The following is an 11,916-nucleotide window of genomic DNA, read 5'->3' as shown; positions in this document are numbered from 1 at the left end:
GACGCGGTCAGGCCGGGCGGACCGCGCCCTTGTAGGGCATCACGGAGATCGGCAGGACCTCGATGTTCTTGCCCGTGTACGGGGCGTGGATCATCTTGCCGTCGCCGATGTACAGGCCGACGTGGTGCAGGTCGTCGTAGAAGAACACCAGGTCACCGGGCTGGAGGTTGGCACGGTCGACGTGCGGGCCGTCCTTCCACTGCTCCTCGGACGTCCGGGAGATGGTGACGCCCGCCGCGCGGTAGGCCTGGCTGGTGAGGCCGGAGCAGTCGAAGGTCGCGGGGCCGGTCTTGCCCCAGCCGTACGGCTTGCCGAGCTGGGCCTGGGCGAACGCGATGATGGCGCCGGCCCGGCCGCTGGCCGACGGCACCGGAGCGTTCATGTCCGGGCGGTCGCTGGAGCGGGAGGCGCGGTCCTTGGCCGCGGCGGCGGCGGCCTGCTGGGCCTCGGCCTTGGCCTTCTCCGCGTTCTGCTGGGCGTTGATCTTGGCGCGGTCCTCGGCGCTGAGCTTGTTCAGCATCCCCTGGGCCTGGGCCAGCTTGGTCTGGATGTCCTTCTTCTGCTCCGCCAGCTGCGTGCCCACCGAGTCGAGCGCGGCCAGGGTGGCGGTGGCCTCGGCGCGGTCCTGGTCGAGCTTGCGCTGCTCGTCCTGGGCCTGCTTGAGCAGACTCGCCTGGGAGTCGGAGACCTGGTTCTGCACCGAGGCACGCTCCAGGTAGGCGGCCGGGTCGGAGTCGAGCATCAGCTGGACCGACGGGTCGATGCCGTTGGTGCGGTACTGGTCGGCGGCGACCGCGCCGAGCCGGGTCCGCAGCTCGTTCATCGCCTCCTGGCCCCGGACGACCTTCTCCTGGATCTGGTTGGCCTCGCCCTGGAGCTTCTGCTGCTTCGCCTGGAAGCCGTTGTACTTCTCGATCGCCTGCTCGGCGTCCTCGTTGAGCTGGTCGACCTGCTCCTTGACGGTGGCGAGGTTCGGGGTCGGCTCGGCGTGGGCGGTACCGGAGGCGAGGACCGCGCCGCCGGCCGCCATGGCCGTGGTGAGGACCGCCATGCGGGCCCGGCTCGGGGGGCTGGGCTTGCGGCGCTTTCCCATGGCGGTCGCTCTCCTTCGGGGGAATCTCGGGACGGTCCGGGCGGAGCGGGGGGACGGCTCGGCCGGTGCCTGGGGACGACGAAGGCGGGCAGGACGAGCAACGGGGGGGTGCTGCCCCGCCCACCTTCTTCGAAGTAACTTAATAGATGAGGGGCCGGGTTCCGCAATCCCCCTGATCATGACGTTTTGACAGCATGACAGGACATCGATCGCGTTCCGTGCCATCGGCGTTGACCTCGGACACCTCCGGACACCGCGGACACCTCCCACCACCCGACGACCGCCGGGCGGACCACCGACGGCGGCCCGGACGCCCCCGGACGACGCGCTCGGATGACCCGCCGCCCGCCTCCGCGGACACCCCGGACGACCCCACCCGGCGCCTCCGACCCCCTGACCTCCGACCCCCTGCCGACACCCCTATCGGCCGCGGGTGCCAGCCGTCCCCGCACGCCATGGCACCCCCCGCCCCGGAGAGTGCTCGCGAGCGGCCGAACCGAGGGAAAGGTCACATGAGATTCCTCTCCTGCAGCCCCGCGCACGGGCGCTAACCTGCGCACATGAAGGTCCCGCCCGAAGGGCTCCCCCTCGCTGCCGAGTTCCCGGCCGCGCACCGAGAGCAGTGGCAGCAGCTCGTCCAGGGCGTGCTGCGCAAGTCCGGTGCCCAGCCCGAGGACGGTCCCGCCGCCGAGCAGGCGCTCACCACCCGGCTCCAGGACGGGCTGAGCGCACGCCCCCTGTACACCGCCGAGGACACCGACGCCGACCCGGGCTACCCGGGCTTCCCGCCGTTCGTGCGCGGCGGCCGGCCGCAGGGCTCCGCCGTGGCCGGCTGGGACGTCCGCCAGCGGCACGCCGACCCGGACCGCCGGCGCGCCAACGAGGCCGTCCTGGCCGACCTGGAGCACGGCGTGAGCTCGCTCTGGCTGGAGCTGGGCGGCGCGGGCCTCCCGGTGGACGCCCTGCCCGAGGCGCTCACCGGCGTGTACCTGGACCTGGCCGCCGTGGCGCTCGACGCCGGCGCCGAATTCACCGACGCCGCCGAGCAGTTGTTCAACCTGTACGAGGAGCGCGAGGTCTCCCCCGGCGCCGCCGCCGGCAACCTCGGCGCCGACCCGCTCGGCCTCCAGGCCCGCACCGGCCGGACCGACCGCACCGGGGCGCTGCTCGCCGAGGCCACCGCGCTGGCAGCCCGCTGCGCCGCCGGGTACCCGGGCCTGCGGGCGCTCACGGTGGACGCCCTGCCGTACCACGAGGCGGGCGCCTCCCCCGCCCAGGAGCTGGGCTGCTCGCTGGCCACCGGCGTCGCCTACCTGCGCGCGCTGACCGCCGCCGGCCTCCCGGTCGACGACGCGCTCGGCCAGCTGGAGTTCCGCTACGCCGCCGACGGCGACCAGTTCCTCACCATCGCCAAGTTCCGTGCCGCGCGCCGCCTCTGGGCCCGGGTCGCCGAGGTCTCGGGGGCCGGTGCCGCCGCCTCGGCGCAGCGCCAGCACGCCGTCACCTCCCGGGTGATGATGACCGCCCGCGACCCGTGGGTGAACATGCTGCGCACCACGATCGCCTGCCTGGCCGCCGGGGTCGGCGGCGCGGACGCCGTCACCGTGCTGCCCTTCGACAGCGCACTCGGCCTGCCGGACGCCTTCGCCCGCCGGATCGCCCGCAACACCCAGGCGATCCTGCTGGAGGAGTCCCACCTGGCCCGGGTGATCGACCCGGCCGGCGGCTCCTGGTACGTCGAGCAGCTGAGCGAGGAGCTGGCCCGGGCCGCCTGGGCCTGGTTCCAGGAGATCGAGCGGGCCGGCGGACAGCGGGCCGCCCTGGAGTCCGGCCTGGTCGGCGAGCGGATCGCCGCGACCTGGGCCGAGCGCTCGGTACGGCTCGCCAAGCGGCGCGAACCCGTCACCGGCGTCAGCGAGTTCCCGCACCTGGACGAGCAGCCGCTGGTCCGCGAACCGGCACCGGCCGCACCCGGCGGCGGGCTGCCGCGGGTGCGCCGCGCCGAGGCCTACGAGGCCCTGCGGGACCGCTCGGACGCCCACGCCGCCGCGCACGGCGCCCGCCCGAACCTCTTCCTCGCCTCGATCGGCACCGCCTCCGCGCACACCGCGCGCACCACCTTCGCCGCCAACCTGTTCCAGGCGGGCGGCATCGCGACGGTCTCGGCCGAGTCCGTCGACCCGGCGGCCTTCGCCGAGGCCTTCCGGGCCTCCGGCGCGACCGTCGCCTGCCTCTGCTCCAGCGACGCGCTGTACGCCGAGCACGCCGCCCCGGTCGCCGGCGCCCTGAAGGCGGCCGGCGCCGAACGGGTGCTGCTCGCCGGGCGACCCGCCGAAGTACCCGACGGCGTGGACGAGTTCATCTTCGCGGGGGGCGACGCGGTCGCCGTCCTGACCTCCCTGCTGGACCAGATCGGAGCCGCTCGATGATCCCCGACTTCACCGGAATCGGGCTGGACGGCGCCGGCGGCAGCCTCACGGGCGGCCCTGGCGTCACCGACGAGCAGTGGCGGGCCGCCTGGCGCCAGTCCACCGGCAAGGACGTCGACGAGCTGCTCTGGGACACCCCCGAGGGCATCGGCGTCAAGCCGCTGTACACCGGGGCCGACCTCGCCGGGCTGGACTTCCTGGAGACCTACCCGGGCGTCGCCCCGTACCTGCGCGGGCCGTACCCGACCATGTACGTCAACCAGCCCTGGACCGTCCGCCAGTACGCGGGCTTCTCCACCGCCGAGGAGTCCAACGCCTTCTACCGCCGCAACCTCGCGGCCGGCCAGAAGGGCCTGTCCGTCGCCTTCGACCTGCCGACCCACCGCGGCTACGACAGCGACCACCCGCGGGTCACCGGCGACGTCGGCATGGCGGGCGTGGCGATCGACTCGATCTACGACATGCGCCAACTCTTCGACGGCATCCCGCTGGACAAGATGTCCGTGTCGATGACCATGAACGGCGCCGTGCTGCCCGTCCTCGCGCTGTACATCGTCGCGGCCGAGGAGCAGGGCGTACCGCCGGAAAAGCTCGCCGGGACCATCCAGAACGACATCCTCAAGGAGTTCATGGTCCGCAACACCTACATCTACCCGCCGCAGCCGTCGATGCGGATCATCTCGGACATCTTCGCGTACACCTCGCAGAAGATGCCCCGGTACAACTCGATCTCCATCTCCGGCTACCACATCCAGGAGGCCGGTGCGACGGCCGACCTGGAGCTGGCCTACACCCTGGCCGACGGGGTGGAGTACCTGCGCGCGGGCCTGGACGTGGGCCTGGACGTGGACGCCTTCGCACCGCGGCTGTCGTTCTTCTGGGCGATCGGCATGAACTTCTTCATGGAGGTCGCCAAGCTGCGCGCGGCCCGGCTGCTGTGGGCCAAGCTGGTCAAGCAGTTCGACCCCAAGAACCCCAAGTCCCTGTCGCTGCGCACCCATTCGCAGACCTCGGGCTGGTCGCTCACCGCCCAGGACGTGTTCAACAACGTCACCCGCACCTGCGTGGAGGCGATGGCCGCGACCCAGGGCCACACCCAGTCGCTGCACACCAACGCCCTGGACGAGGCCCTCGCCCTGCCCACCGACTTCTCCGCCCGGATCGCCCGCAACACCCAGCTGCTGCTCCAGCAGGAGTCGGGCACCTGCCGGGTGATCGACCCGTGGGGCGGCTCCGCCTACGTCGAGAAGCTGACCCACGACCTCGCGTCGAGGGCCTGGGAGCACATCCAGGAGGTCGAGGCGGCCGGCGGCATGGCCAAGGCCATCGACGCGGGCATCCCCAAGCTGCGCGTCGAGGAGGCCGCCGCCCGCACCCAGGCGCGGATCGACTCCGGCCGCCAGCCGGTCATCGGCGTCAACAAGTACCGGGTGGAGAACGACGAGCAGATCGACGTGCTCAAGGTCGACAACTCCTCGGTGCGGGCACGGCAGGTCGAGAAGCTGCGCCGGCTGCGCGCCGAACGCGACGAGGCCGCGTGCCAGGACGCGCTGCGCGCGCTGACGGCCGCCGCCGAGGCCGGCCCGCAGCGCGGCGGCTCACTGGACGGCAACCTGCTGCACCTGGCCGTCAACGCGGCCCGGGCCAAGGCCACCGTCGGCGAGATCTCCGACGCCCTGGAGAAGGTCTACGGCCGCCACTCCGGCCAGATCCGTACCATCTCCGGTGTGTACCGAGACGAAGCGGGCCCGTCGGCCTCCCTCCAGCGCACCCGCGACCTGGTCGAGCGGTTCGAGCAGGCCGAGGGCCGCCGTCCGCGCATCCTGGTCGCCAAGATGGGCCAGGACGGCCACGACCGAGGCCAGAAGGTGATCGCCACCGCCTTCGCCGACCTCGGCTTCACGGTGGACGTCGGCCCGCTCTTCCAGACCCCGGCCGAGGTCGCCCGCCAGGCCGTCGAGGCCGACGTGCACATCGTCGGTGTGTCCTCGCTCGCCGCCGGACACCTCACGCTGGTGCCCGCGCTGCGCGCCGAACTCGCCGCGGCGGGGCGGGAGGACATCACCATCGTGGTCGGCGGGGTCATCCCGCCGCAGGACTTCGACGCCCTGTACGAGGCCGGCGCCGCGGCGGTCTTCCCCCCGGGGACGGTCATCCCGGACGCGGCGTACGACCTGCTCAAGTCCCTGGCGGCCGACCTCGGCCACGAGCTGTGATTGCCTGAACGCATGCCTCCGCGGACGATCGACCTCGACAGCTATGTGACGGGCGTACTCGACGGCTCGCGCGCCTGGATCGCGCGCGCCGTCACCCTCGTCGAGTCCTCCCGACCCGACCACCGCGCACTCGCGCAGCAGCTGCTCCAACGGCTGCTGCCGCATGCCGGTGGCGCGGTCCGGGTGGGCATCACGGGCGTGCCCGGTGTCGGCAAGTCGACCTTCATCGACGCCTTCGGGACGATGCTGACCGGCCAGGGCCACCGGGTCGCGGTGCTCGCCGTCGACCCGACCTCCAGCCGGACGGGCGGCTCCATCCTGGGTGACAAGACCCGGATGGAGCGCCTCGCCGTCGACCCTGCCGCCTTCGTCCGTCCGTCCCCGACCTCGGGGACGCTCGGCGGGGTCGCCAAGGCCACCCGTGAGTCGATGGTGGTGATGGAGGCGGCGGGGTACGACGTCGTCCTCATCGAAACGGTCGGCGTCGGCCAGTCCGAGACGACGGTGGCCGGGATGGTCGACACCTTCCTGCTGCTCAGCCTGGCGCGGACCGGCGACCAGCTCCAGGGCATCAAGAAGGGCGTCCTGGAGCTGGCGGACGTCATCGCCGTCAACAAGGCCGACGGCCCGCACGAACGCGACGCCAAGACGGCGGCCCGCGAACTCGCGGGCGCGCTACGCCTGTTGCAGACCCCGGACGCCGCCTGGACGCCGCCGGTGCTCACCTGCAGCGGCCTCGACGGCGCGGGCCTGGACGTCCTGTGGGAGCGGCTGCAGCAGCACCGCAAGGTGCTGGACGCCACGGGCGCGCTGGCGGCGAAGCGCCGCGACCAGCAGGTCGAGTGGACCTGGTCCATGGTCCACGACCAGCTCTACGCCCGCCTCCACGAGAACCCCGAAGTACGGCGCCTGACCCCCGAGTTGGAAGATCAGGTCCGCGCCGGAACCCTCCCGGCAGGGCTGGCGGCCCAGCAGATCCTGGACGCCTTCTTCGCCTGACCCGGGTCTCGCAGACCGAGCGCCGTGCCCCACCCCCGCGTGGGGCACGGCGCTTCTCGGGTTCTCCTGGGAATCCCATCCGGTCGCAGCCCGACAACTCCACGCCATGCCAGGCCCGTTCTGGCCCTCTTCCGTCGCCCGAAAGGCTGACAACGAGTCAACTCGGGTACACCGACGTGGAGAACCGGAGATGCTGACGCAGCCGTTGAACCGGTCGCACAGAGGACGGGACCGCGATGACCCCTCGACCGCGCACACCGAACCCCGAGCTCGCCGCACGGTCGATCGGCAGGTCCGACATGGACCCCTCACGCCGTGGCGTCCTGACCGCCGGTCTCTACTCACTGACCCTGACACTGCCGGAGTTCGACGAGAGCCCCGAGCGGATCACCCGTGCCGCCGCGGGCCGAACCGTGCGTGTCGGCGACGGCGAGGTCCAGACCGTACGGACGGTGACCGACCGGATCGCCGGAATCCTCGACGAGCTCGGTGCCGCCCACGCCCGCCCGATGGCTGCGGCGTTCCTGGTCAACTCGGTCGGGCCGTGGCTCCAGGCGTCCGGCACGACCCAGGTGAAGGCCGACCTGCTGTCGGCCGCCGCCGATCTCACCTACCTCACCGGCTGGATGGCGATGTACGAGACCGCCCACGGCCTCGGCCAGAAGTACTACGTCCAGGCCCTCAAGCTCGCGCGGGAGGCCCAGGACCACGTGACGTACTGCCGCACCCTGCGTGGCATGGCACTCCAGGCGTCCAACCTCGGCTACGGTCCAAAAGCCCTCGAACTCGCCGACTCGGCCGCCGAGGCCGCTCCGGCCTCCGGCCCCCGCCTGCGGGCCTTCCTCACCGGCCAACAGGCGCACGGCGCCGCCATGGTGAAGGACCGGCGCCAGGCCTTCGCACGCCTCGCCGAGACCGAGACGGCGCTGGCCCAGGCCGACGGCCGCAACGACTCCATCGGCGGCTACGACCAGAGCGCGTACCACTTCCACGTCTCCCACGTGCTGTACGAACTCGGCGACCTCCCGGGGGCGGTCAAGGAGCTCCAGCTCTCCAACCGGGCCCGCCCCGCCAACGAGAAGCAGGGCCGCGTGCACGGCAACGGCCTGCTCGCCCGGCGGCAGATGGAACTCGGCCACGTCGAAGCCGCCTGCGCCACCTGGGACACCTTCCTGGACGACTACGTCACGCTCAGCTCCGTCCGCGGCGACGAGCACTTCCGCGCCCTGAACACCGCCCTCCCGGACCACGCCGCCAACGGCACGGTGCGCCGACTCCGGGAGCGCACCCGCGAAGTCGCGCAGCAGAAGGCCGCGTGAGCCATGAGCCTCCGCTCCGGCCAGGCGTCCCGGTCGGGGTGATCTGGCCGGAGGGAGCCCGCCGCTGACCGCGTCACATCGGCTTCTCGCCGAGAGCGGCCCGCAGCCAGTCGAGGGAATCGGTCGCCAGGACGGCATCGGCGAGGTCGTTCGCGGTCTTCGTGGTGAGCCGGCCGCGGCTGTTGTCGATCCACCGCTGCGCGTTCGCGTAGCCCTGCGCCTTGTACTCGACGCCCTGGATCAGGCATTCCAGCTTGTCCGCGTCCCGGGCGCAGACCGCCTCCAACGACTCCTTCGCCTCGTACTCGGCGACGAGATCCCTGATGGTCGAGGCCAAGACGTCCGGCATTCCCCCGACTTGGTCGGCCGTCACCGCCACCGGATCCGCACTCGGCGCGTACTTCTTGCCCAGGTGGTTGACGTCCCCGGTGCGCGATTCCTGGGAGTCGTGCCAGACCGCCAGGAACGCGGCCTGCGCCGGATCGGCGCCTTCGAGCCTGGCGATGACCGAGGCGATCAACGCGGCCCGCCAGGAGTGCTCGGCAACCGACTCGGGGTCGCGGACACCGGCCATCCACCAGCCCGTGCGCTTGGTCTGCTTGAGCGTCCCGGCTTCGAACAGGAACCTCGCCACCGAGCCCAGGTCGTCCGTCACTGCCGACTCCTCTCACACACGCCACGACCGAGGTCAAGCGGGCCGCGCCGCCGCAACCGCATCGGTGTACAACTCGGTGGTCAAGTCGTCCTCGCTGATGCCGAGTTCTCCGAGTACGGCACGGACCAGGGAGAGGGCGGGGGTGAGCTCGGCCGCCGTGGCAACCGATGTCTCCACCTCGATGAACGTCGCGCCATCCAGTTCCGGAACGCGAACGAGCGTGGCCAGCACAGGCCACCCGTCCTGCTGGAAGCTGTAGTTGCGGCACCGCTTCTCGAACGCGATTCGCGGGGTGAAGCCGAGGCCCCGGACGATCTCGTGCATCGCGTCGGCATCCGCGACCCTGGTCTCGGCCTCCGGCTTCGACCCGGACGCCTCGTCCACCCGAGCGTCCTTGTACGTCAGCACGGTGCGCGTGTCGTCCTGGCCGTGCACGGTACGGATCCGCAGCTCCCGGTCAGCGCCCATCAGACTGCCGTCCGGCGCGTCATAGTACGTGTCCCGGTAGACCTCGGCCCGGCCGGAACCGTACCGCTCCTCCAACTGCTTGAGCACGCCTTCCGGGTCCCGCACGATCGCCTTGAGCTCCGCTTCGATCGCCATCCCTCTGCCTTCCCTCAGATCACACGCTCGGCACTGTCCACCATGGCATCGAACTGCCGGCACCAGCCCCGGTACAAGGGGCCGTGCGGAGTGGGCAGCACCTTATAGGTTGCCGACTCGTGCCCTTCCCAATCCGCGTCGAAGGCTCCGACGAACAGGGTGCGGTCCAGCCGGATGATCCGCCACACCGGCATCGTGCGGTACCGGTAGACCTCGACCTGTCCGTAGTCGGACAGCTCCCGCAGCCGGGCCTCCGCCAGTCGGATACCTCCGGCCAGCGAAGCCGTGGATTCTCCGATCTCGGCGGCCCGGCACTCAGCGGCCGGCGACTCCGGATCGAGGAGCAGCACCCGCAGACGGGGGGCGGGGCCGCCATCGCGGCGCAGGTACTGACGCAACAGGGAATCCCGCAGGGCGAGGAGACCAAGGCCACGCACGGCCAGGACGTCCAGTTCGGCTGCCGATCCCGCCGCACACTGGATCTCGGCGGAGGCCGATTCCTGGTCGCCGTACACACGGACGATCTCGGGAAACGCCGCCAGATCAAAGGCGGATCCGGACGTCCGTCGGCAGGTCGACCGTGGTGCCAGCCCGAGTAGCCGCCGCGCATCGTCGGGAAGGTTGAGCCCGTCGGCGATCCGCTCGAAGACGTTCAGCTTCGTCACCAGCCGACGGCCGTTGAGGATCTCGTTCACCCGGCCTTGCGTCATACCCACCTGAACCGCCAACCGGGCCTGACTCGCGCCGCTGTGGTGCTGCACATAGCGGAACAGCGCGGCGACATCACGGTCCCGCAGCGCGCACCGCACCTGCTCGCTCTGCCAGGCGAGGTCGGCCAGCCTGATCGGTTCGAGCGCAGTGCCCATGAGGCGAACCCCTCGTCAATCGATCCATTCCACCGTGAGATTACCGTCTGGATATCGCCGACTGCGCTCGGTGACGCGATTCTGGATGCGCGGCCGACAGTGCGGACGAGGGCGAACCGGATCGAACCCGGTAGTCCCAGAACGGCCATGACACGCGGACGCGGCGAACGACAGGAGCGGACACATGACCACCCCGCAGCCCAAACCCCCGAGGCCGCCGGCGCCTCCCGGCCCCGGGCCGGACATGCCGGTGAGCGGGCCGACCGGCCGCGACTCCACGACGACCATCACGACCAGGTAGGAGATTCCCATGGGATGGGGCCTCGGCAAGGGCGGAAGCTCCGGCGGCGGCAGCGGCGCCAACGACGGCGGTCAGGGCAAGCACGCCGGCAAGAAGGACTTCAACACGACGCCGCAGAACCAGGATCACCAGTCGGGAAAGTCCACCAGCAAGCACGGCAAGGACAACGACAAGAAGTGACCACCAGCCAGAAGAGTCTTCGGCAGGCCGGAACGACCGGCCTGCTGCAGGCTGTTTCCCGCCAGCTCGGCCACGACGTGGCCCCGGAGTGGCGCAAGGCGGCCGAAGCGGCCCCGCGCCACCGTTTCCTCCCTGACCACATTTGGCTGGGGCCCGACGGCGGCTCCCTCACACCGTGCGACCGTGGACGCGAGCCCGACCGGTGGTTGGCCGCCGCCTACGCGGACGAGCCGGTCGTGACGCAGATCAACGACGGGCAGGAGGTGAAGGACCTGTCCGACGCCCTTCCGTCCTCCTCGGCTTCCGCCCCGTCGATCGTCTTCCGGATGCTCGAACTCCTGGACGTCGAACCGGGGATGAGAATCCTCGAAATCGGCACGGGCACCGGGTTCAACGCAGCTCTCCTGTCCCACCGGCTGGGTGACGCCAACGTGACCACGATCGAGATCGATCCCGTCCTCGCCGAACTCGCTCGTTCCAACCTCAAGGCCACCGGCTACGCCCCCACCGTGGTCCGGGGTGACGGAGGTCTCGGCTGGGGCGTCCAAGCGCCATACGACCGTGTGGTGGCCACGTGCTCGGTACGGCGGGTTCCGTACGCTTGGATCCGCCAGAGTCGGCCTGGCGGAGTCATCCTCACCCCGTGGTGCGACGACTGGAGTCACGGCGGCCTGCTCCGCCTCACCGTCGGCGACGACGGGACCGCCAGCGGCCGTTACACCCCTGACAGCGCCTTCATGCTGATGCGTACCCAGCGCCTCGACCTCCGGCTCTTCCGGGACGTCGCCCTGGACGAGCACGTGCCCACCGAGTCCACGACCGCCCTCGACCCGTGGGCTGTCGCGGATTCCGCCTTCGAGACCCAGTTCGCCCTCGGCCACCGCCTCGGCGACCTCTGGTACGCCTGGCACCACGGCCCCGAGGTCGAAGGCGTGGTGACCCGCCTCTGGGTGGCAACGACCGACGGCGGCTCCTGGGCGGCCGTCGACTGGGACAGCCGCGAGAACACCGAGCGCTACACGGTGTGGCAGCACGGCCGGCGCCGGCTCTGGGAGGAGGTCGAGGCCGCTCACCGCTGGTGGCTCGACAACGACCGCCCCGGGCCGGACCGGTTCGGCTTGACCGTCACGCCCGAGGGGCACACCGCCTGGCTCGACGACCCGGCGAACGGGTGGCCCTTGCGGTAGGACCGCGCCCGCTCCCGGGCACACCCCCGCGCGCCCCCTCGGCTCTGGGGTCCGGAGCAGTTGGTGCC

General features: G+C 71.5%; 10 protein-coding genes. 6 read left to right on the top strand and 4 right to left on the bottom strand.

Annotated elements, in window-relative coordinates; genetic code table 11:
* Positions 1-7: 7 nt before the first annotated feature.
* The gene (locus ACFU7Z_RS25700; protein WP_074002559.1) at positions 8-1,093 is read right to left on the bottom strand and encodes a C40 family peptidase; all 1,086 of its coding nucleotides are present in this window, start codon (positions 1,091-1,093) and stop codon (positions 8-10) included.
* A gap of 560 nt (positions 1,094-1,653) precedes the next feature.
* Between ACFU7Z_RS25700 and mutA the strand changes: the two genes are divergently transcribed.
* The 4 genes from mutA (at position 1,654) to ACFU7Z_RS25680 (ending at position 8,056) form a co-directional block, all read left to right on the top strand.
* Positions 1,654-3,522 carry a methylmalonyl-CoA mutase small subunit gene (gene mutA, locus ACFU7Z_RS25695; protein WP_380779928.1) on the top strand — a complete coding sequence of 623 codons (1,869 nt, stop codon included), beginning with the start codon at positions 1,654-1,656 and terminating at the stop codon, positions 3,520-3,522.
* Complete coding sequence (gene scpA / locus ACFU7Z_RS25690; RefSeq protein ID WP_380779926.1) at positions 3,519-5,738, top strand: methylmalonyl-CoA mutase; 2,220 nt, start codon at positions 3,519-3,521, stop codon at positions 5,736-5,738. Before mutA ends, scpA begins: the two co-directional genes overlap by 4 nt.
* A 12-nt stretch (positions 5,739-5,750) precedes the next feature.
* Positions 5,751-6,737, top strand: coding sequence for a methylmalonyl Co-A mutase-associated GTPase MeaB (gene meaB, locus ACFU7Z_RS25685; protein ID WP_380779924.1), 987 nt, complete (start codon positions 5,751-5,753; stop codon positions 6,735-6,737).
* 236 nt (positions 6,738-6,973) lie between these two features.
* Positions 6,974-8,056 carry a hypothetical protein gene (locus ACFU7Z_RS25680; protein ID WP_380779922.1) on the top strand — a complete coding sequence of 361 codons (1,083 nt, stop codon included), beginning with the start codon at positions 6,974-6,976 and terminating at the stop codon, positions 8,054-8,056.
* 73 nt (positions 8,057-8,129) lie between these two features.
* Here the strand turns inward: ACFU7Z_RS25680 and ACFU7Z_RS25675 are convergent, their stop codons facing one another.
* From ACFU7Z_RS25675 to ACFU7Z_RS25665, 3 genes are read right to left on the bottom strand one after another with little or no spacing between them, the layout of a single operon-like run.
* Positions 8,130-8,711, bottom strand: coding sequence for an HD family hydrolase (locus tag ACFU7Z_RS25675; RefSeq protein WP_049649992.1), 582 nt, complete (start codon positions 8,709-8,711; stop codon positions 8,130-8,132).
* Between the two features lie 33 nt (positions 8,712-8,744).
* Positions 8,745-9,314 carry a class IV adenylate cyclase gene (cyaB, locus tag ACFU7Z_RS25670; protein WP_380779920.1) on the bottom strand — a complete coding sequence of 190 codons (570 nt, stop codon included), beginning with the start codon at positions 9,312-9,314 and terminating at the stop codon, positions 8,745-8,747.
* 14 nt (positions 9,315-9,328) lie between these two features.
* On the bottom strand, positions 9,329-10,180 hold the full coding sequence (locus ACFU7Z_RS25665; RefSeq protein WP_380779917.1) for a helix-turn-helix domain-containing protein: 852 nt from the start codon (positions 10,178-10,180) through the stop codon (positions 9,329-9,331).
* Positions 10,181-10,490: 310 nt separating this feature from the next.
* Between ACFU7Z_RS25665 and ACFU7Z_RS25660 the strand changes: the two genes are divergently transcribed.
* Both ACFU7Z_RS25660 and ACFU7Z_RS25655 read left to right on the top strand, forming a co-directional pair.
* Entirely contained in the window at positions 10,491-10,661 is a 171-nt protein-coding gene (locus ACFU7Z_RS25660) for a hypothetical protein (protein ID WP_375874852.1), read from the top strand.
* On the top strand, positions 10,658-11,848 hold the full coding sequence (locus ACFU7Z_RS25655) for a methyltransferase domain-containing protein (protein WP_380779915.1): 1,191 nt from the start codon (positions 10,658-10,660) through the stop codon (positions 11,846-11,848). The genes ACFU7Z_RS25660 and ACFU7Z_RS25655 overlap by 4 nt, the downstream gene beginning before the upstream one ends.
* The last annotated feature ends 68 nt before the right edge of the window (positions 11,849-11,916 follow it).

The organism is Kitasatospora sp. NPDC057518 (genome assembly GCF_042802075.1).
GTDB lineage: Bacteria > Actinomycetota > Actinomycetes > Streptomycetales > Streptomycetaceae > Kitasatospora.
The sequence above is the reverse complement of the archived record's forward strand: the minus strand, read 5'-3'. Positions and strand labels throughout refer to the sequence as shown.

Bases quoted from the DNA above. Each gene is read 5' to 3' on its own strand.
- ACFU7Z_RS25700 (WP_074002559.1), bottom strand. From the start codon at position 1,093: ATGGGAAAGCGCCGCAAGCCCAGCCCCCCGAGCCGGGCCCGCATGGCG.
- mutA (WP_380779928.1), top strand. From the start codon at position 1,654: ATGAAGGTCCCGCCCGAAGGGCTCCCCCTCGCTGCCGAGTTCCCGGCC.
- scpA (WP_380779926.1), top strand. From the start codon at position 3,519: ATGATCCCCGACTTCACCGGAATCGGGCTGGACGGCGCCGGCGGCAGC.
- meaB (WP_380779924.1), top strand. From the start codon at position 5,751: ATGCCTCCGCGGACGATCGACCTCGACAGCTATGTGACGGGCGTACTC.
- ACFU7Z_RS25680 (WP_380779922.1), top strand. From the start codon at position 6,974: ATGACCCCTCGACCGCGCACACCGAACCCCGAGCTCGCCGCACGGTCG.
- cyaB (WP_380779920.1), bottom strand. From the start codon at position 9,314: ATGGCGATCGAAGCGGAGCTCAAGGCGATCGTGCGGGACCCGGAAGGC.
- ACFU7Z_RS25665 (WP_380779917.1), bottom strand. From the start codon at position 10,180: ATGGGCACTGCGCTCGAACCGATCAGGCTGGCCGACCTCGCCTGGCAG.
- ACFU7Z_RS25660 (WP_375874852.1), top strand. From the start codon at position 10,491: ATGGGATGGGGCCTCGGCAAGGGCGGAAGCTCCGGCGGCGGCAGCGGC.